This window comes from Acinetobacter defluvii (genome assembly GCF_001704615.3).
GTDB lineage: Bacteria > Pseudomonadota > Gammaproteobacteria > Pseudomonadales > Moraxellaceae > Acinetobacter > Acinetobacter defluvii.
In genome coordinates this window covers 208,920-228,846 of record NZ_CP029397.2, presented here as the reverse complement: position 1 = coordinate 228,846, position 19,927 = coordinate 208,920, and the positions used below count along the sequence as shown (strand labels likewise).

At 37.8% G+C, this 19,927-nt stretch carries 19 protein-coding genes and 1 tRNA gene; 6 read left to right on the top strand and 14 right to left on the bottom strand.

What is annotated here, in order from left to right:
* Positions 1–5: 5 nt before the first annotated feature.
* From DJ533_RS03430 to acs, 6 genes are all read right to left on the bottom strand, one after another.
* The gene (locus DJ533_RS03430) at positions 6–809 is read right to left on the bottom strand and encodes a fimbrial biogenesis chaperone (RefSeq protein WP_065993236.1); all 804 of its coding nucleotides are present in this window, start codon (positions 807–809) and stop codon (positions 6–8) included.
* A gap of 5 nt (positions 810–814) precedes the next feature.
* Positions 815–1,345, bottom strand: coding sequence for a Csu type fimbrial protein (locus tag DJ533_RS03425; protein WP_065993235.1), 531 nt, complete (start codon positions 1,343–1,345; stop codon positions 815–817).
* Positions 1,346–1,376: 31 nt separating this feature from the next.
* Positions 1,377–1,934, bottom strand: a complete 558-nt coding sequence (locus tag DJ533_RS03420) for a spore coat protein U domain-containing protein (RefSeq protein ID WP_065993233.1) — start codon at positions 1,932–1,934, stop codon at positions 1,377–1,379.
* Positions 1,935–1,958: 24 nt separating this feature from the next.
* Complete coding sequence (locus DJ533_RS03415) at positions 1,959–2,489, bottom strand: Csu type fimbrial protein (protein WP_065993232.1); 531 nt, start codon at positions 2,487–2,489, stop codon at positions 1,959–1,961.
* 300 nt (positions 2,490–2,789) lie between these two features.
* Complete coding sequence (locus tag DJ533_RS03410; protein WP_065993231.1) at positions 2,790–3,413, bottom strand: TetR/AcrR family transcriptional regulator; 624 nt, start codon at positions 3,411–3,413, stop codon at positions 2,790–2,792.
* A 519-nt stretch (positions 3,414–3,932) separates the two neighbouring features.
* Positions 3,933–5,876, bottom strand: coding sequence for an acetate--CoA ligase (gene acs / locus DJ533_RS03405; protein WP_065993230.1), 1,944 nt, complete (start codon positions 5,874–5,876; stop codon positions 3,933–3,935).
* 458 nt (positions 5,877–6,334) lie between these two features.
* Here acs and DJ533_RS03400 point away from each other — a divergent pair, with 458 nt between their 5' ends.
* The gene (locus DJ533_RS03400) at positions 6,335–7,318 is read left to right on the top strand and encodes a mechanosensitive ion channel family protein (protein WP_065993229.1); all 984 of its coding nucleotides are present in this window, start codon (positions 6,335–6,337) and stop codon (positions 7,316–7,318) included.
* Here DJ533_RS03400 and DJ533_RS03395 read toward each other — a convergent pair.
* From DJ533_RS03395 to DJ533_RS03380, 4 genes are all read right to left on the bottom strand, one after another.
* Positions 7,292–8,005, bottom strand: a complete 714-nt coding sequence (locus DJ533_RS03395; RefSeq protein ID WP_065993228.1) for a 16S rRNA (uracil(1498)-N(3))-methyltransferase — start codon at positions 8,003–8,005, stop codon at positions 7,292–7,294. The two genes, DJ533_RS03400 and DJ533_RS03395, sit on opposite strands and share 27 nt — an antisense overlap.
* Positions 8,002–9,282 (bottom strand): 3-deoxy-D-manno-octulosonic acid transferase, encoded by a 1,281-nt coding sequence (locus DJ533_RS03390; RefSeq protein ID WP_065993227.1) that lies wholly within the window; start codon positions 9,280–9,282, stop codon positions 8,002–8,004. Before DJ533_RS03390 ends, DJ533_RS03395 begins: the two co-directional genes overlap by 4 nt.
* Before the next feature lie 121 nt (positions 9,283–9,403).
* The gene (locus tag DJ533_RS03385; protein ID WP_065993225.1) at positions 9,404–9,838 is read right to left on the bottom strand and encodes a DUF6585 family protein; all 435 of its coding nucleotides are present in this window, start codon (positions 9,836–9,838) and stop codon (positions 9,404–9,406) included.
* Between the two features lie 753 nt (positions 9,839–10,591).
* A complete protein-coding gene (locus DJ533_RS03380; RefSeq protein ID WP_065993224.1) occupies positions 10,592–11,218 on the bottom strand; it encodes a sterol desaturase family protein in 627 nt (208 codons plus the stop codon).
* 193 nt (positions 11,219–11,411) lie between these two features.
* On the opposite strand from DJ533_RS03380, the gene DJ533_RS03375 reads away from it, so the two are divergent.
* The gene (locus DJ533_RS03375; RefSeq protein WP_065993222.1) at positions 11,412–12,446 is read left to right on the top strand and encodes an AraC family transcriptional regulator; all 1,035 of its coding nucleotides are present in this window, start codon (positions 11,412–11,414) and stop codon (positions 12,444–12,446) included.
* 55 nt (positions 12,447–12,501) lie between these two features.
* Complete coding sequence (aqpZ, locus tag DJ533_RS03370; protein WP_065993220.1) at positions 12,502–13,194, top strand: aquaporin Z; 693 nt, start codon at positions 12,502–12,504, stop codon at positions 13,192–13,194.
* Between the two features lie 85 nt (positions 13,195–13,279).
* On the opposite strand, the gene DJ533_RS03365 is transcribed toward aqpZ, so the two are convergent.
* Together DJ533_RS03365 and DJ533_RS03360 are read right to left on the bottom strand one after the other, a co-directional pair.
* The gene (locus tag DJ533_RS03365; RefSeq protein ID WP_065993218.1) at positions 13,280–13,525 is read right to left on the bottom strand and encodes a hypothetical protein; all 246 of its coding nucleotides are present in this window, start codon (positions 13,523–13,525) and stop codon (positions 13,280–13,282) included.
* A 71-nt stretch (positions 13,526–13,596) separates the two neighbouring features.
* Entirely contained in the window at positions 13,597–14,682 is a 1,086-nt protein-coding gene (locus tag DJ533_RS03360; RefSeq protein WP_065993216.1) for a DNA/RNA non-specific endonuclease, read from the bottom strand.
* Between the two features lie 284 nt (positions 14,683–14,966).
* Between DJ533_RS03360 and DJ533_RS03355 the strand changes: the two genes are divergently transcribed.
* Positions 14,967–15,329, top strand: coding sequence for a hypothetical protein (locus tag DJ533_RS03355; protein WP_065993215.1), 363 nt, complete (start codon positions 14,967–14,969; stop codon positions 15,327–15,329).
* 88 nt (positions 15,330–15,417) lie between these two features.
* Here DJ533_RS03355 and DJ533_RS03350 read toward each other — a convergent pair whose 3' ends face one another.
* Positions 15,418–17,298, bottom strand: coding sequence for a potassium transporter Kup (locus DJ533_RS03350; protein WP_065993214.1), 1,881 nt, complete (start codon positions 17,296–17,298; stop codon positions 15,418–15,420).
* Between the two features lie 122 nt (positions 17,299–17,420).
* Between DJ533_RS03350 and DJ533_RS03345 the strand changes: the two genes are divergently transcribed.
* Together DJ533_RS03345 and DJ533_RS03340 are read left to right on the top strand one after the other, a co-directional pair.
* Positions 17,421–17,511, top strand: a tRNA-Ser gene (locus DJ533_RS03345).
* A 183-nt stretch (positions 17,512–17,694) separates the two neighbouring features.
* The gene (locus tag DJ533_RS03340; RefSeq protein WP_058644667.1) at positions 17,695–18,891 is read left to right on the top strand and encodes a tyrosine-type recombinase/integrase; all 1,197 of its coding nucleotides are present in this window, start codon (positions 17,695–17,697) and stop codon (positions 18,889–18,891) included.
* 25 nt (positions 18,892–18,916) lie between these two features.
* On the opposite strand, the gene DJ533_RS03335 is transcribed toward DJ533_RS03340, so the two are convergent.
* Positions 18,917–19,921, bottom strand: coding sequence for a Fic family protein (locus tag DJ533_RS03335; protein WP_065993213.1), 1,005 nt, complete (start codon positions 19,919–19,921; stop codon positions 18,917–18,919).
* Positions 19,922–19,927 lie beyond the last annotated feature (6 nt).

Below are 19,927 nucleotides of genomic sequence, written 5' to 3'. Positions count from 1 at the left end.
AACACCTATTGTTTTTCAATAGTCACCGTTTCTTTCTTTGAACCCACTACCGCTTCTAATAAATTATTTTTTAAAAGTTGATTTTTGAGATCAGCATTTAAATTAAAATAAATTTTGCTATTAGGCAGTACATAGCCATATGCATTATTTGCTGCCTGTGCTTTAAAAGACTGACCTGCACTTTTAAACTCAGAAATTCTTGCGACCATTGCCCCAGAATTACTCACCTCAAGAACATCCTTCGACTCGTGCTGCGCCAAATTCCATTTTAAAATAGGTTTTGCCAAGGGATTTCTTGCATTTTGCTTTTGGGTTTCTTGATTTGAACCACTTCCAATCCCTTGACCATAAGTAAATAATGGAATGGAATAGCGCATTTTAAAATTCACACTGGTGGCTTTATTTTGATCGTCTGTTGCGACAGGAAGTTCATCCACAATGACGCGATAAGCATGTTCTTTCAGTTCAGGCGTCGCCACTGCCCGTGTCAAACGAATCATTTGCTTCGTCCCCGCAGGAATTTTTACAATCGGGGGACTCGGGATAATTTCTTGTTGGGTTGAAAACTGTTCTTTGTGTTGATCTTGACTCCACTTAAATACTCGGACTTGAACCGTTGCAGGACTATCTCCGACATTTTCTAACCATACAGCGACCGCTTTTTGATTATTTTCAATCACAGGATAAATCGGCCAAATGAGAAAATTCGCTTGGCTATATGCCACAGCAGGACTCAACATCGCAGCAACAGTAACAACGCGTGTCAATAACTGGTGAATGGAAGAGGGTTGCTTAAAAAAGTTTTTCATTAATCTCACCATGTAATCGTAATTAAAACGTCATCTGTATATTGACCAGGCATTTTATTCACTGCCCCTTGACTTAAATCCACCACACCATAAATTTGAAAGTCGAGTAAATAGTTTTGTGTTGTGCTTTGCTTGGTTAAAGTATTATCGCTGGTAGTGCCTATGGGCTGGCTTAAATTAGCATCTTGGTACAACATATAATCCAGATAATGCTCAGCAGAGTTATGCTTAAGTCGTCGGTTTTGTGTCTGGGTATTTACACTTTTTCCATTTCCAAAAGTGATATTGACGGGTGTATTCGGCGTACACTCAATTTTCCACGTTTGCTGTGTATTACTTATATTTGCTGTTACTGTGCTTTCTTGAGCAGTTGACGCATGTATCCCAAAATTCAGCCCTATGGGTGATTGTTGAAAAACACAACCCGCCTCAATTTGTGCACTGACCTCAATCGTGGCTGATGGTTCAGCAACACATGCCATTGAATAAAATAATAAAAAAATAGGCGTTGTCATTTTTAATAGCTGTTTAAACATAGACATCTACCCTACTATTAAAAACTAGTCGTTAAAAATTCACACTAATCGTAATTTGGTCGCTATATTCACCTTTGGAAAGCGACTGTAGATTTACAGCTTCCGCATAAATACGAAAAACATATTCATCTCCCCCTAAAAAGTCGAGGGATGCTTCGGGTGTAAGCACCTTTCCAGCTTTATTATTTTCATAAATCTGATATGCAATATATTCTCCAGCGCCATTCGCCATGGCACGTTGGTATTCAGCTGCAAACTGAGGAGGAACTTGTGTTGCATTTAATCCTGCATTAAACACGACTTTTACATGGCTACCTTCAGGACATAAAATAGAGATCGCATTATTAAATTCATTACTTAAAATCGCTGATGCATGGGTAAAAGCTGAACCTTGTTCACCAAAATCTAATAATCCTAATTGAGGAATATGCTCACCTTGCAAAGCGTTCTTTTGGTTAATCAAGCACGCAGGCTCTAAAGTAATTTCACTTTTTAAGCTCACACTTCCAGAACCTGCATACACAAATTGGGTATTTAAAAAAACACATCCACTCAAGCAGAGGGTTTTGAGTTTCATGCTTTTAAACATACCCAACTCCTTACCTTTTTGAAATTAGAAAGAAACTGTTACAAGTAAAGTATCTTTATAATCCCCTTCTGAAACTGCAGTAGCATTTGCAGGTACTGCACCAAACATTGGGACTTTTACTGGCGTATTGCCCGTACCTACAGTAAAAGGTACATTTTGATCAATTGCGTAAAGTTGAGTACGTCCGGCATCTTGATACACATTATAGTTAACGGTATCAGTCGCATTGGATAATGTACGATTACTACGTTCACCACCATTTACGCTAACGTTAAATTGTCCAACACTCTCATCACACACAACAGTTAAGTCACCACCATCGCCCGCAGATGCGACCTCAGCGGTTAATACGTTTGCCCAAGTTGATGAAGATTGACCGAAATCAAGCACACCAAATTTGTTCATGTTACCTTCGACTTCAGCATTTTCTACAGTACAACCCGCAGAAATTTTTAACTTTACATCTACTTGTCCTGTAATCGCTGCCATAGCAGGCGCTGCAAGTAATGAAGAAGCAACCAACAATCCAGAAGCCAATACATGAGTCTTTTTCATAAAATCACCCGTAGTTAGGTAAAAAAATATGTTATCTATATTGTATTATTTTGTACTTTTGTGAATCATTTCAAATCAATGTACATTATTTAACAATAAAATAAGATAAAAAATGTATAAGATTGAATTTTTAAATTTTATTATTAATATGAATATCAATAAAATACGTTTAAGCAAAAATATAATTATCAAATTAAAACAAATAATTAATACAAAAATAATATAAGTTGAGAAACAGGATTAGAATAATATTTTAACAATAATTATTACACAATATTTCACATGATTTTGTATATTAATTTAAAACTGATAAGATTCCAATAGCCCCCAAGTCATTAGCGCCAACTCTTCTTTTAAATGCTCAGGTGGGGATTTCGTCTGTCCGAGTAACCATGATTTTGCATAATGTTCAGTCACCCCCAAAACTAGAGAAGGAATCAACTCTTTGGGGATATGTTGCACATCTTGTATATTTTGAGGAATAGAAAACCAATTAATCAGTCTTTTTCTATACATACTTTTTCTTTTTTTAAAGCTTTCAGCATGTTCACTGTGCATAATATCTAATTCACGTGTCAACATAATTTCAGCAAAATGTGGATGGTCATCAATCCAATCAATATAACTAAAAATCACCGCAATCACACTTTCCTTGGAGTTATGGGATTGAATTAGTTGCTGTTCTCGCACATGATTGAGATCATCAATCGCTGCAAAAAATAATGCAGCTAAAATTCCTTCTTTATTTTTAAAATGGTGATAAATCGAACCAATACTCATATTCGACTGTTGTTTGATCATTTCAATCGTGGTGCTATCTGCACCAAATTGAGTAAAACATTTTAAGGCATCATAAAGTATCGCTCGTTTGACTTCATTTTTTTTACTCGGAAAAATTCGTTCTAATAAAGCTTGCTCTTTCATTTATTCCTCAATCTTCATTCTCAGAAGCGCTATCATTTGAAATAAAAAGGAATTCAGTATTAACATTTAATTATAATAATATATTATTTTTCCGTTAAAATTTGAGCTTTTTGTAGGGCAACTTAAAAAGACACTTGCATATTTTTATTCAACTAATTTTTATAATTCAATACTCACCTCTGTAAAAAATAAAAATTAAATAAAATTATAAAGTTACATATATTTCTATAAAATTATAAAATTCCAACTGATTTTATATGATTTTAAAATAATAAAATTTAAACAAAATATTACATCAGTACAAAAACACACATTTGCCATTTTTTAGGTTACATCTTGTAGTTTTATGGGTAACTTATTTGAATGGTTATGTGATCAAAAAATTGAATCCATATTAAATCAATCTAAAAATAGACATAATCTTGTGCTATGTTCGCCTTCTAAAAATATAAATTAAGCCATAAAAAATACCGCTAGAAATGTTCTAACGGTATTCAACACAGATTAAAACTGTAAAAACTATGGATGTGCTTGTACTTCTTTGATTAATTGATCGACCACACTTGGATCAGCCAAAGTCGAAGTATCGCCTAAACTGTCCAGCTCATTGGCTGCAATCTTACGCAGAATACGGCGCATGATTTTACCTGAACGGGTTTTAGGCAATGCAGGTGCCCAATAGATCGCATCAGGTGTTGCCACAGGTCCTAAAACTCTACGTACCCAACTTACCAACTCTTTACGCAACTCATCGGTTTCATTGGCATCAGCTTGTAAAGTCACATAGGCTGCGATTCCTTGACCTTTAATATCATGCGGCATACCCACCACAGCAGACTCTGCGACCAATTCATGCGCAACCAAAGCACTTTCTATTTCTGCTGTACCCAAACGATGCCCTGAAACATTAAGAACATCATCTACCCGTCCTGTGATCCAATAATAACCATCTTTGTCACGACGTGCACCATCACCTGTAAAGTAACTCCCTGGATAAGTAGAGAAATATGCCTCAATAAAACGCTCAGGATCGCCCCAAATGGTACGCATTTGCCCTGGCCAAGAATCTTTAATAATTAAATTGCCTTCAGCTTCGCCTTCAAGTTCAACCCCATCAGCATCCACCAAAGCAGGTTGCACCCCAAAGAATGGACGTGTTGCCGAACCCGGTTTGAGTGCAGTTGCACCCGGCAAAGGTGAAATGAGAATCCCTCCTGTTTCCGTTTGCCACCATGTGTCCACAATTGGGCAACGACTTTCACCCACCACAGTATAATACCAATTCCACGCTTCAGGATTAATCGGCTCTCCTACCGACCCTAGTAAACGTAAACTACTACGATCACTTTCACGAATATATGCATCACCCTCACGCATCATGGCACGGATGGCAGTGGGTGCAGTATATAAAATCGTGACATGGTGTTTGTCAACGATATGCCCTGTACGTGCCCACGTTGGATACTGTGGAACCCCTTCTGAAATTAAAGTGGTTGTTCCATTAGAAAGTGGTCCATAAAGCACATAGGAATGCCCTGTAATCCAGCCTACATCAGCAGTACACCAAAAAACATCATCTTGTTTAATATCAAAAATTTCACGAAATGTACAATTCACGTAAGTCAGATATCCCCCTGTCGTATGTAATACACCTTTGGGTTTACCTGTTGAACCTGAAGTATAAAGAATAAATAACGGATCTTCAGCATTCATCGGTTCAGGCGGGCAATCATCCGTGACGGTCATGATTTCCATGTGATACCACAAATCACGCCCTTCTTTCATCTCGATGGGTTCACCTGTGCGATACACAGTAAGCACAGTTTCAACCGATTCTGTTCCTTTTAAATTCAAAGCTGCATTCACATTTTCTTTGATCGGAATGGGTTTGCCACCACGCAGTCCTGAATCTGCTGTAATAATTAATTTTGCCTGACTGTCTTCAATTCGGCTCGCCAACGAGTCGGGTGAAAACCCCCCAAAGACCACGCAATGCACTGCACCAATACGCGTACATGCCAACATTGCAATGGTTGTTTCAGGTACCATTGGCATATAGAGTACGACACGATCGCCTTTTTTTACTCCATGTTTTTTTAAGACATTGGCAAAGCGACAGACTTCATCATGCAATTCAACAAAAGAAATAATTTTATGACGTGAAGGATGATCGCCTTCCCAAATGATTGCAGGCTTTAATGGATGTTCTTTTAAATGTCGATCCAAACAGTTTGCACTGACATTAAGCTGCCCATCTGCAAACCATTCAATTTTAAAATTCTCTCGATCATAACTGGTATTTTTGACTTGGGTAAATGGTTTGATCCAATCCAGTTTCTTTGCAGCTTCTGCCCAAAACATTTCAGGATCATCAATAGACTGTTGATAACGCTCAAAATACTGCTGTTCATTGGTTCTTGCTGTTTTTACAAATTGTTCTGGTACAGGATAGATCTCTTTCATATTCTACGTCCTTCCTTGATATTATCATCCCATCACAGGATGTATGCCTACGTTATTGGTTTTATTTGCTGCATGTTTTCAGTATTACGATAGTATATTTTGCATAGCAATTGTGCTTTGATCGTAGATGGGCTATCCACTTTAATCATCGGAAATTGCTGCGTCATTTGCAAAAACATCCGAATTTTCAATATCTCTGGTACTTTTTTGATCTTATAATTTAGTGCTGTTCGTGTGTACCTGCGAATTGTTATGTTTTTTTGCTCAACTGTGCTTTTCTTATTTTGTTGGAATGGGTGAAACGTAAAAACTCAAGTAAAATCCTTCAACAAAGCACAGTGTATTTTTAACGAAACACAACAGTTATTCGACTGATTGTGAGCCTCTCCCTTGTTACAGTTTATTTTGTCAAAATTTCAGACAGAATAATTTAACCTTCTATTCTATTGGATTTTATAGTGGCTGAAGAATCAACCAAGTTAAGTGAAGTCGCCCAAGATACTACGCAACTGCTACACGATGCAGGTGAAAAAACTGCTGCAACCGTCATTAAACACACGGCAAAGTATAATGATGCCTATACCACCATCGACAAAATTATGGATGGTTTTTGGGAGCGTGTACCTTATTTCTGCATTGCGTTTGTAGTACTGATCATTTTCTGGTTACTTTCCAAAGTATTTAAATTATTTGTGCGTAAAACTTTAGAAAATCGCTCTTATACTCGACAAAATTTAGTATTAGTGCTGAACCGTGTTGGTAGTACCTTTATCATTTTCTTTGGTTTTCTGATCGCCATGGTGATTGCTATTCCTGGTTTTACGCCTGGTCAATTGATGAGTGCTTTGGGAATTGGTTCAGTTGCGATTGGTTTTGCCTTCAAAGACATTTTCCAAAACATGTTATCAGGTATTTTAATTTTGCTTGGCGAACCCTTTAAAATTGGCGATAGCATTGTGGTCAATAATCTAGAAGGAACTGTTGAGGATATTCAGATTCGTGCGACTTTTTTACAATCTCCCGATGGTCGCCGTATCGTAATTCCAAATGCAACGGTTTATACCAGTGCGGTTATTGTGAATACCGCCTATGCACGTCGTCGCTGTGAATTTGTGGTCGGTATTGGCTATGAGGATAATGTTCAAGAAGCCAAAAACATTATCATGAAAATTTTGGATCATGATCAAACCATTCTTAGCCAGCCTATCTTTAGTGTCAACGTGGCTGCTTTGGCAGATTTCTCTGTAAATCTCAAAGTACAATGGTGGGTAAATACCACTGAAACTACGACCTCTGCATCCGTGAGCAAAGTACAAGAGGAAGTCGTTCGCTCTTTTGCTGAGCATAATATTTCAATTCCTTATCCTGTTCAGGAAGTCAAAGTCTATCGTGGTGAAACGGATCAAGATGATGATTCAGGTCGTGCCAAACAAACGCCCTAATGCATAAGCAATCACCGTTTCAGTACGGATAATACGGCTGCCTAAGCTCACAGCTTGGCAGCCATTTTTAACAAGTAAATCAATCTCATATGGAATAAAGCCACCTTCAGGTCCAATGATGATCGTACAGGCATGATTAATTGCACAAGGCATTTTTGCTGTGACATAAGGATGTGCCACAAAAGCAGGTTTTTCCTGAGTTATCAATGTCGGTAAGATATCTTCCACAAAAGGTTTAAAGCGTTTATGCTGTTCAATTTGCGGTGCTATGGTATCGCCTGCTTGCTCTAAACCTAAAGTTACATAATGCTCAAGTTGTTGTAAAAATGGTGTTTGCCAATAACTCTTATCCACCCGATAACTATGTAAAAGAATAATTTTTTCTACACCTAAGGTCACAGCATCCATGATCAAACGACGCAAAACTTTGGGTCTAGGCATTGCCACAATCAAAGTTACAGGTAATTTGGCAGGAACGCCTTGTTGTTCAATCTGTTGAATTTCAATAGCATTTTCTGAAACATTTACAATCTCAGTCAAATAACGTTTTCCTTCACGAATACCAACTTTTAAAGTATCTCCAACCTGAACCTCCACATGGTTATGTAAATGCTCAAGTTGTCTTTTTGAGGTGATTGTCCATGTTTCAGACTGCGTTTGTCGTGGGTCTAATAGGACGATATTCATAAATAGGTATCAATCACTGCAATATGCTTATGCAAAGAACCTTTATTTTGATTCAACACACAATCTGCCTGTTGAGTAAGCTCTTGTGCAAACTCGGGTTCATCGACACAACGCAAAAGCAATACCACGACATCTTCAACAGACGCGGCAACTTTGACTGCATCTGCCTGTAAAAACTCATCGACAATCACTTGGAAATTAAAATAATTCGCACCAATCACAGTCGGCACATGTAGCGCCATCGGCTCTAAAATATTATGCCCACCACCCGGTTCATTCAAAGAACCACCGACAAAACAGGCTTGGCTTAAAGCATACCATTGCCATAACTCGCCCATACTGTCTCCCAAATACACTTGTGTATTGGTTTGAATCTTTTCATTTAAACTACGGCGCTGTGTGACTAAATCCAAGCTTTGTGCAACTGCAAAAACTTCATCAAAACGTTCAGGATGACGAGGTACGACCACACACACTAATTCAGGTCGTTGTTGTAAATATGGCTTTAAAGCAGTAAGTAATTTTTGTTCTTCTGGTGCATGGGTACTGGCGAGGGTGATAATTTTACGTGAATTTAAATTCCACTCTTGCTGTAACTGCCGTGCTTTTTCAATAAAAATATCAGGTGCTGAAATATCAAATTTAATACTGCCGACGACATTGGCAACATTTTCAGATAAACCTAAGACAATAAAACGCTGTACCGTTGCTGCATCTTGTGCCAATACACGATCTAATTTTTGCAACATAGGACGGGTCAAATTTGAGACTTTGCCATAGCCTTTGGCTGACTTTTCCGAAAGTCGAGCGTTGACGAGTAAACATGGCACAGCAAACTGTTTGGCTTGATCAATCAAATTTGGCCAAAGTTCTGTTTCTACTAAAATTAATAATTTCGGTTGATATTTTTTATAAAAATCAACGATTAAATATTTTTGATCCGCAGGTAAATAAACTGCCTGAAATAATGACGCAAAAGGTGGTTTTAAAAATAAGGACTTGGCACGTGCCTGACCTGTTTTGGTGGTATTGGTGACCAAAACAGCATGTCCTTGTTTTAAATAATGCTCAATCAAGGGTTGTGCTGCGTTGGTTTCGCCCACTGATACACAATGAAACCAAATTGCTTGGGTATTTTTTACGGCTTGAAAAGGACCAAATCGCTCAAGATATTCCTGTTGATATGCTGCAAAATCTGTTGCACGCTTTTTAATGCGCCATTGATACAAAGGTTTGATGATCGCAAGCGCTGCGTTATACCAAAAAGGAGTAGCCAAGCAAAATTTCTCATCTAAAGATCAATGGGCAAATATAACAGAGCATTATTCAGTTGTTAATCTATTCACCCAAGTTGATACAATATAGATCATTTTTAATGCGATCAGTTTAAATATTAAGCTACCCTTTTTTGTTGTATATAATAGTCCAACAAAGCAAAAAAGTGGTCATATTGGGAATCTCAGATACTGCTATTTTAAAAGAATTACCTCGCACAACCTTTTTCTGTATATAAAAAAAGCCGTTCTCAATCCCGAAATCTTCGACTTCAGCATAAGTGAGCATTTTATTTTTATAGGCAACGCCTGAAGCTGAAACTTTTAATACGCCAAAAGTTAGACTACTTTTTTCCTGTAAGGATTTTTCAATTTGTGATTGTAAGTTTTTCAACTCGATTTGAATCAAATGTTCTCTCAAGTCCTCTATACCTTTAAAATTACTATTAGCTTTAATCTGTTGATGAGCATTTTTCACAGTAATATAAGTATGTTGACCTGTGGGTATACCTTGTATATTCCCTTGTACAAACTTATAAAAAATATTCAGTTCGAGCATTTAATGGTACAGATACACGACCAAACAAACTCTCTTTATGCAGTTCATGTGGTAATAAAATAGTTTTTGCTTTAAAACCTCATAGCTAGACCAATATAAGGCTCAACATACTTACTCCCACGACCAGTGTTTCTGATGACCCTAAAAAAGCGATAAACAACAATAGACCTGTTGTCATAATTATTAAAATAAAAGTTTGCCGATATTCCGCAATGATTCGATTTCGCATTATTTTCCCCAAGTTTTAATCGTTTTTCTAATTTTTACAACATTATTGGTGCGGTCGCTGCAACAAGTCAGCGAATAGAAATTTTATATGAACTCCATATTTATATAGTTTTCTTTGGTTAAACAATAAATATTTTTAAATAAAAAATTAGTTAAAGGTTAAAGACTCTCTTTTAAAGCTTCATTCATCTCATTCTGTACGGCATACACATTCACAAGGCTTGACTATGGGTGCATAAAAATCATCTTTAATGCTAAACTCAACCATATAAAAGTCTATTTTAGCTATTCACTCCATCATTTATATAATGACCATCGTTATATCTCGGTGAACTTCTATATTTTAAGAGATAAAAAAAGGGAGTCTTGTCGACTCCCTGTAAAACCGATAAAAGTAAAACTACAGCACTACGTATATTCAAATCTATTCGGTAAGATGAAATTTACACTGATTATTAACTAGAATATTGACAAAAAAAACTTATTTTTATGACAATTCACGACAGAACATCTCATTTGTTGAGTTTAGGACAGTTTAATATTTTCGCTAATCTGAGGCAGTTGTTTTGGTCGAGCCCATTTGACAGGAAAAACTTTTTCAACGTGATGCGACAACCATTTTGCTGCGCTATTCGGTAAAATAACTCCTAAAGGATTTTGTTCTTTTAAGTCTGCCGAAGACACGACACGCGTACCTAAAAGATAATCAAACCAAGGCTTAGTCACACACCAATTGGCATCTTGATTTGAATTCATATGATGGTCATAGTGCCAAGGAATTTTCTTTTTCGCCCATTCTGGCGCTAGATGCGCACGACGATGAATATAATAATAGTTGCAAGCGCTGTATAGTGAAGCAACCACCATACCTTTGGAAATAGGATAAAAAATTAAGCTTGCTGCACCCGCGACAACTGCTAAAGACATGATTTCATTTCTTGTGCGCCAGTTTTTCACCCCTTCAACATAACCATGATCATGAAATTCAGTTTTACGAACTTCACGGTGATGTTCCCAGTGTGACTGCATACTTTTAGGTACTGGGCTAAAGCGTGCTTGTCCTACACGATGTGTGCCATGCAAAATATATTTGTGTGCAACCCATTCAAAGCCATTGGCAACAATAATGCCTACAACAAAACCTTTTATCATATGTGTTCTTCCTCAAACTTTATACTTAATATAGAAGAGTTCTACACAAAGATATTGACCTAAAAAATGGCATAATTGACAAATTGCGACAAATTTTTACTTTTTTGTTGTGTGCTCTGTGTACAGTCTTGTCCTACCCACCCCCCCGTGTTTAAATATTAAGTAAATTAATACGATTTGAAAAACAACAACGATGCAACAACTTAAAGACTATACAGGAACAGTGTATGGTGGCTTAGGGCAGCTTCTTTATGTCTATGCACAAGCCAAAAACTTGGAAATTTCAGATAAGCTGCAACGTGTACAAAATCTTGAGCGTTTTGAATTTCAGGTTTGGCGTGAGCTATTAGATGAAATCAACGCGCAAGTCCATTCTTCCGCGCTTGGCTTAGAAATTGCTGAATATATTCAGCCTAAACATTTAGGTGTAATTGCCTACATTACGCAATCCTGCGATACCCTTGGCGAAGCGATTACACGTTATTATGATTTTCATCGTTTAATTTATGATGGCGGTCCATTAAAAGTAGAGGCTCAAGGTGATCTATTGTCTATCCGTTGGGAGGTTTTGCCTGTAGACCTGACAACCCAAATTACGGATGAAATCGCATTAGCAATTTTGGTACAGTTTTTACGATTGTATATTCAACGCGAATATATCCAAATTGAAGGGGTGAATTTCATTCAGCCAGCGCCTAAAAATATTCGAATTTATCAAGATTTTTTTAACGCACCTATTAAGTTTTCACAAGCGAAAGTCGAATTATTATTTTCTTTAAATTTTTTTTCTGCCCCATGTAAAAATCCAGATTCAACCCTACAGCAGATTATGCAGCAACAGGCGCAAGAACTGTTAGCTAAACTGCCAAACAGCACACAAATTGATGAACGTTTACAACACAGTATTTTAAAAGGATTACAAAAAAATAATTATCAAATTGAAACCATTGCAACACAGCTACAAATGTCTGTACGTCAATTGCAGCGACATTTACAACAACAAGAAACTACCTATCAAGAACGTGTTCAGGAAATCCGTCAGTTACTTGCTAAACAATATTTGCAAGATCCTCATCTGAGCTTACATGAAATTGCAATACTTTTAAGTTATTCAGAACAAAGTGCTTTTCAACGTGCCTTTAAACTTTGGTCAGGTTTAACGCCACGCCAATGGCGCAATAGTCAATTAAAAAACGCAAAAAAACCAATTTTAATCACTAAATTGTGATATAAATCACAATTTATAATATTTAATATTATTTAAAGAACAAAAGGTATAGGTCATGAATAAATATTTAGCAGAATTTCTCGGAACATTTTGGTTAGTTTTTGGGGGATGTGGTAGTGCTGTGTTAGCTGCTGCATATCCAGAGCTTGGAATTGGCTTTGCAGGTGTAGCACTTGCATTTGGTTTAACAGTACTAACTGGTGCATATGCGTTTGGGCATATTTCAGGTGGACATTTTAACCCTGCAGTCAGTGTGGGGTTGTGTGTGGGTGATCGTTTTGATGCGAAAGACTTAGTGCCTTATATCATTTCACAAGTAGTCGGCGGGGCTTTGGCAGCGTTCATTCTTTATATGATTGTCCAAGGTCAAGCGGGTTTTACGGGAGTGGGGAGTTTTGCAACCAACGGTTTTGGTGAGCTATCTCCTGGGAAATACTCAATGGTTTCTGCTTTGATCATTGAAATTGTACTGACTGCATTTTTCTTAATCGTGATCATGGGCTCTACAGACAAGCGTGCACCTGCAGGCTTTGCACCCATTGCGATTGGTTTAGCGCTTACGCTCATTCATTTAATCAGTATTCCAGTAACCAATACGTCGGTGAACCCAGCACGTAGTACTGCAGTGGCACTTTTTGCTGAAACAGCAGCATTAGGTCAACTGTGGTTGTTCTGGGTTGCTCCAATTATCGGGGCAGTGATTGGTGCGGTCATCTATAAAGTCGTAGGTGGAGAAGAACAGAAATAATACTCGTATCGCGTCCTCATTAAAAAACCTGCTGATGCAGGTTTTTTATTTTTATGTCATCATACTTAAACTTAAATGATCAACCTTATAAAAATGGATTCTCAATTTCACCTTCTACTTGTGTAGTGACTTTCTCTGGCAAGTCCGAGGTTTGTTCTAAGGTTTTTACAATATCATTTAGATAAGCTTGTAAAACTTTTGCAGCTTGTAAACCATCTCGGTCTTTGCCGATCTGTAAATTTCCATAAATATTGATACGATCTTCGCCATTTTCCAAGGTTAAATCGTGGATAGAATGGGATTCTGTACCATTTTCAAATGCCTTAAACATATTTTTCTCTTATTTTTTAATCTGATTTAATGAGAAAAGTATAAGGACTTTTCTCATTTTAACGAGTGAGATTATTTCAAAATTTGTAATAAATATTGTAGCAATGCCTCAACTAATTGTTTCACTAAAGCATCCTGAGTCTGTTGATCAACCTGAGGTAAATCGACAGAGGATGTTGTGGAACTCTTCTGAGGTTGGAACTGTTTCTGTAAAGCTTTGAGTTGATCTCTCGACACATTTGGCGCACATTGACTTTCAGCGTCCCAGTGAGAATATTCAATTTTGCTACTGGCTTTGACCTGATTTGCAGTCAACGGTAATTTATATGTATTGCGTTTTTGCTCTTCAGTTAACTGAGGAAATAGATTTATGCCTAACTGTTCTTCTAAGGCACATACACTCACCACCTTCACCTTCAAACTATTGTCATTCGGTGCATAGTACGCCCCTATAATACCGTCTTTGGGTAAATATATTGCCTTATATACTGCGGTAGGAACAATCACACCATTGCCAATGGTTTTTAATTTTTTTCCTGAGAATACCGGACCTGTCACCACATATACATCTTTTTTCTGCTTGGTGACGATCGCACGAGTAGCTTCTTCTAACTCACGCCATACTTGCTGATTATTTTTTGGTGCCTGCGGTACCATATTCGCCAGTGAAAAGCTGTCATATTGTGAGGCTTTGTCTGGCATATCTGCGTTTGGTGACATATGTCCTCGATCATAGCCCGAAGCTTTGTAGTCAGAAAGTAATGCGCGATGACTTTGACTGACACGCGTTTCCTCGTGAAAATTATCTTCACGTTTAATTTTTTGGCTTAAACGCTCTGGTGATAAATACTCTGCTGTCCATAAAGGGGTTTTTGAAACCCCTGAATACATCACGTTAAACCCATTAAAACACAAGGGATAACTATTTTTCTGCAAACTGTCTTTAACTAAAAATGGCGGCTCATCCCGATAAAACTGTTTTAAACATTCAGATGAGTTGGAACCTACAAAAGGAATAAATTGAGTTATTTTCTCTTGACCAAATGCAATTGCAAAACTACCTGTAGCAACTAAACCTAAAACAACTTTTACCACTGAATTATTCAAAAAATCTTTTCCTAAACTTGTACTACGATTACCACGTTTTTTACGAGCCATGACACGATCACATGAGTATAAATCAGCTTATCAGGCTAATTTTAAGAAAGAAATGTGCTTAGTTTTCAATTGAATAAATCTTCTACAATTACTCAAATTACATATTCTTGCAGAGTAATGTTTTGTTGTCTTTGTAAAAGACTTCCTCTAGAGAATCTGTATTGTTCAGTATCTTTGGTTGAAATCAGCTTTTGAAGTATGACATTTTGCAGAGGTCAAATCCATGATTAAACGACATAAAATGTCGTGATGAATTGTATTTTACATACAAAGAGGAAATGAATATGCGCTTAAAATTATTGGGTTTAAGCTTTTTAACGGGTCTTTCTATGGCAAGTGTAAGTGCATTTGCTGAACCTCCGATACAACCTGGTGAAACCATCGAAAGTTTATCTAAAGTCAGATTTTTGACACCTGAAAATCAGCAAATCGCGGCTGCACCAGAGGCATTAACACTGCAAGATATTCCAGCTCAACTGGCTGCACCAGAAGCTTTAGCGCCACAAGATATTCCTGCACAAGCAGCGCCAGAGGCATTAGCACCGCAAGATAGTCCTATGCAAGCTGCACCAGAAGCTCAATCACCAACAGCTGATCCTGCTGCAAATGTACAGGGCATACCTTTCCAAGACCCAGCAGTCAATTAACAATAAATTGATGATGATCTTACATAAAAAGCCAAGGGGAATGCCTTGGCTTTTTATCTACTTATTTCTTTCAAACACGCAGTCGTATTTAAATCTCGATTTGGCTGCCCATTTCTACCACACGGTTTGGTGGAATTTGGTAGAAGTCACTCACAGGGCTGGTATTACGCTGCATCGAAATAAACAATTTTTCACGCCATGGTGCCATTCCATCTCCAATGGTATGAATCAAACGATCACGAGAAATAAAGAAACTAATCTGCATCATGTCATACGGAATTCGTAATTGACCATAAGCTTGTTCCAAAGCTATTGGAATATTCGGCTGATCTTTAAACCCATAATAAACAAAAACTTGTTGAAAACGATCATCTAAAACTTCAACTCGAATACGTTCTTGATTAGTGACATAAGGCACATCACGGGTAATCACCGTCACCATAATATTACGCTCATGTAAGACCTTGTTATGCTTAATATTATGTAACATTGCATGGGGTACGATATTGGTATTTCCCGTTAAGAAAATCGCTTGTCCAGGTACATAAATGGTTTCATTACTCAAGCTGACACTTTTAATAAACAAACTTAAAGGCAAAGCATCTTTTTCTAATTTGCTGTATACAATTTCTCGACCATCTTTCCAAGTCATTAAAATAGTATAAACAATGGCACCGATTAAAATTGGTACCCATCCACCCGATGCTATTTTTAAAGAGGTGGATGCAACAAAAACCAGATCAATCAATAGAAATGGTACAGCGAATAAAAGCACTTTCCATAATGGCCAACGCCATAAACCATAGGCTAAAACCGAGATTAAAATTGTACCGCACAACATGGTCATAGTAACTGCGACACCGTATGCACTAGCAAGATTGGCACTATTTTCAAACAGTAAAATCAGGATAAGTACAGAAATAAATAATATCCAATTAATAAAAGGCAAATAAATCTGTCCCTGTTCCACATCTGAGGTGTGATGTACAGTTAAACGCGGTAAATAGCGCAGTTGAATCGCCTGATTCACCATTGAAAAAACCCCAGTGATCACAGCTTGAGAAGCAATAACGGCTGCTGCTGTTGCCAAACCAATCATTGGGTACAACGCCCATTCAGGAATCAATAAATAAAATGGGTTTTCAATTGCTGCTGGATTTCTTAGCAATAATGCACCTTGTCCAGCGTAATTCAGTAACAATGAAGGCAAAACAACGGTAAACCATGCCAATTTAATCGGCAATCGACCAAAATGCCCCATGTCTGCATACAATGCCTCGCCACCTGTCATGGTGAGAATTACTGCTCCCATGGTTAAAAAAGCCACATAGGGCTGATGGAAAATAAAATTTAACGCCCAATGCGGACTCATCATGGTGAGAACAAATGGGGTTTGGCTGATACTCCAAATCCCAATAATCCCAATGGATACAAACCAGGTGAGCGTGATTGGACCAAAGAATTTTCCCATCGTGCCTGTGCCATGTCGCTGCACCAAAAATAAGCCTGTCAAAATCCCAATCGCAAGTGGCATTAACCATTTATTAAAAACAGGTGTGGCAATACTCAGACCTTCGATCGCAGACAAAACCGAAATGGCAGGCGTAATAATGCCATCACCAAAAAATAGGGATGCACCGATGAAGCCCAACGCAATGAGGTAAATTTTTTTATTGTCTGCAATACGGTTGGAACGTAAGTTTAATGCCAATAAAGACATGATCCCACCTTCACCATTGTTGTCTGCACGCATAATAATGGTGACATATTTAAAGCTAATGGTGAGCATCATGCACCAAAAGATCAGTGATAATATTCCTAAAACTGAGGCTTCTGAAATCGCAAGATGTGCAGTTAAAAAGCATTGTCTTAAAGCATATAAGGGGCTGGTTCCGATGTCCCCAAAGACAACACCGAGGGCAGCTAAGGTAATGGCAGGTAATGCCGCTTTTTTCGCAGTACTTTGCATAAAACGTCTTCTAAAAGTAGACACTATTTTTTCGCAATCATAGCATTGCCAAAAAACTTTTGCTCTAAATCAATTGTTTCAACTTGGCAGAATTGATTTTTTTGGTTATTATCGCTCGCCTTGGTGAAGTGTCCGAGTGGCTGAAGGAGCACGCCTGGAAAGTGTGTATACGTTTATAGCGTATCGAGGGTTCGAATCCCTCTTTCACCGCCAAATTAGCTTCCCGTAGTATCCAATGGGGTACTGAAAGGCTTAAACTACATAGGTTTAAGCCTTTTTTATTATTTTATAAAATCCTAGCACATCCATTGCAATCCCCCATATCGTGGGGGATAATTGGGGGACAAATTTTTTAAGTTATTTTTCGTCCCCCAATTTGCACGGATACTATTAAAAATGCTTACTGATGCTCAAGTTAGAAAAATAAAAGCCCTTGATAAAAAAAAGCGATACTCAGACGAAAAAGGATTATATCTTGAGGTCACTCCATCTGGTGGAAAGTTCTGGCGTTTAAAATATCGGTTTAATGGCCGTGAAAGCACTTTAACTATTGGCAGCTATCCAGAAATCACACTTGCTCAAGCTCGCCGTGCACGTGATGAAGCACGTATTCAGCTTTACAATGGTATTGATCCGAATGCCATAAAGAATGAGCGCTTACAACAAACTGATGAAAGTACTCTTTTCAAATCCCTCGCTATGGAATGGATGGAAGATCGAAAGCCTGTTATTAAAGAAGGGACATATTTACGAGACTTATCTGTTTTTGAAAAGGATCTTTTCCCAGCATTAGGGCATATGCCTATTGATCAGATTAAGGGTAAAGATATCCTTGCTTGTGCTAAACAGATTGAAGCTCGCGGTGCACAAGAGATGGCGAAACGCTCTATACCTTTAGCAGGACGTATTTTCCGTTTTGCAATACGTAAAGGTCTGATCGAGAATGACCCGACTCCTCATCTTCAGGAAGCACTAAAGCCCCGTAAAGTAAAACATATGGCTCGCTTAGATATTTCTGAATTTCCGCCTTTCTTAGAACGAATGGATCACTATCACGGCAATATCTTAGTTAAGACAGCATTACAGTTTATGACTTTAACTTTTGTGAGGACAGCTGAGCTCATAAACATGGAATGGGATGAAATTGATTTTGAAAATAAGTTATGGCGCATCCCAGCTTATAAAATGAAAATGGCTCTCCCCCATATTGTTCCTTTATCTCGACAAGCTATTGTACTCATCGAAGATCTAAAACCCCTTACAGGTAATAAACAATTTGTTTTTTATAATCACAGTACTGCAAAGCCCTTAAGTAACAATGCCCTTTTAAGTGCCATTCGTACGATGGGTTATACAGGTAAAATGACAGGACATGGATTTCGTGGGCTTGCCTCTACAACTCTACATGAGCAAGGTTATATGCATGATGCGATTGAAATTCAACTAGCTCACACCGTTGGTAATGCTGTTTCTCAAGCATACAATCATGCACAACATTTAGAGTATCGAACCAAGATGATGCAGGAATGGTCTGATTTTATTGATAGCTTGAGGGATAAAATTGTACCTTTTCCTAAGAATAGAAGAGCTTAATTTCAGTGCTTAGGATGCATAAAACTTATTTTCTCAAGCGATACCTTTGCTTCGGACTTTTCGGCTTATCAGGAATAGTACGTTCCATCAAGCCAGCTGCGATTGCTAGATTCAGATAATTTTTTTGGAATGTTGCTCGATGGGTTAAACCTACCAATTGCATCAACTCAGCCAAAGTGTAGTCTTCTTGCTTCATTGCTGAAATCAAACGTTGTACTTGATCGCTCACTTGTACGTCAGCATGAGCGGTAACATGATCGCTATCTTGAGCGGTGTCATTTGAGCTGAGGATTGCATCTAAAATCATCTGCAAAATAAATTCTATAAAAGGTGCTGAATCAACACGATCAGTACTTGCTTGCAATGCTTCGTAATAAGCTTTTTGATTTTGATAGATCAGGCTCTCAACTGGGATATTGGCAAAGATTGGATTCCATCGACTCAAAATTAACGTTTGCCATAGTCTACCCATACGCCCATTACCATCTGCAAATGGATGGATAAACTCAAACTCATAGTGGAAGACTGAGCTTTGAATCAGTGGATGTATATCGCTGTCATTCAACCAATCAAGTAAATCAGTCATCAAACGATTAATCTGATTCGCAGGTGGAGCCATATGCACTACTCGATCACCTGACATTACACCGACACCACCATGACGATACTGACCGACTTCATCAATTAAGCCTGTCATTAAAATTTGGTGCGCTTGTAATAGGTCTTTTTCTTGGCTTGGTTGCCACTGCTGAAATGCTTCATAGGCTTTAATGGCATTACGTACTTCCTGAACTTCTTTCGGAGGTGCAATCACAGTCTTACCATTTAGAATCGCCGTGATTTGTTCTGTACTTAACGTATTCCCTTCTATTGCAAGAGAACCTTGAATAGTACGGATACGATTGGCTTTTCTGAGTTTTAAGCTGTCCTGAATTTCCTCTAAAACAGTCAAACGCCCTATATTTTCACTGATCTGAGCAATCAGATGAATGATTTTTGAGGTGATGGTATAAGGCGGTTGGTATTTCATAATAGA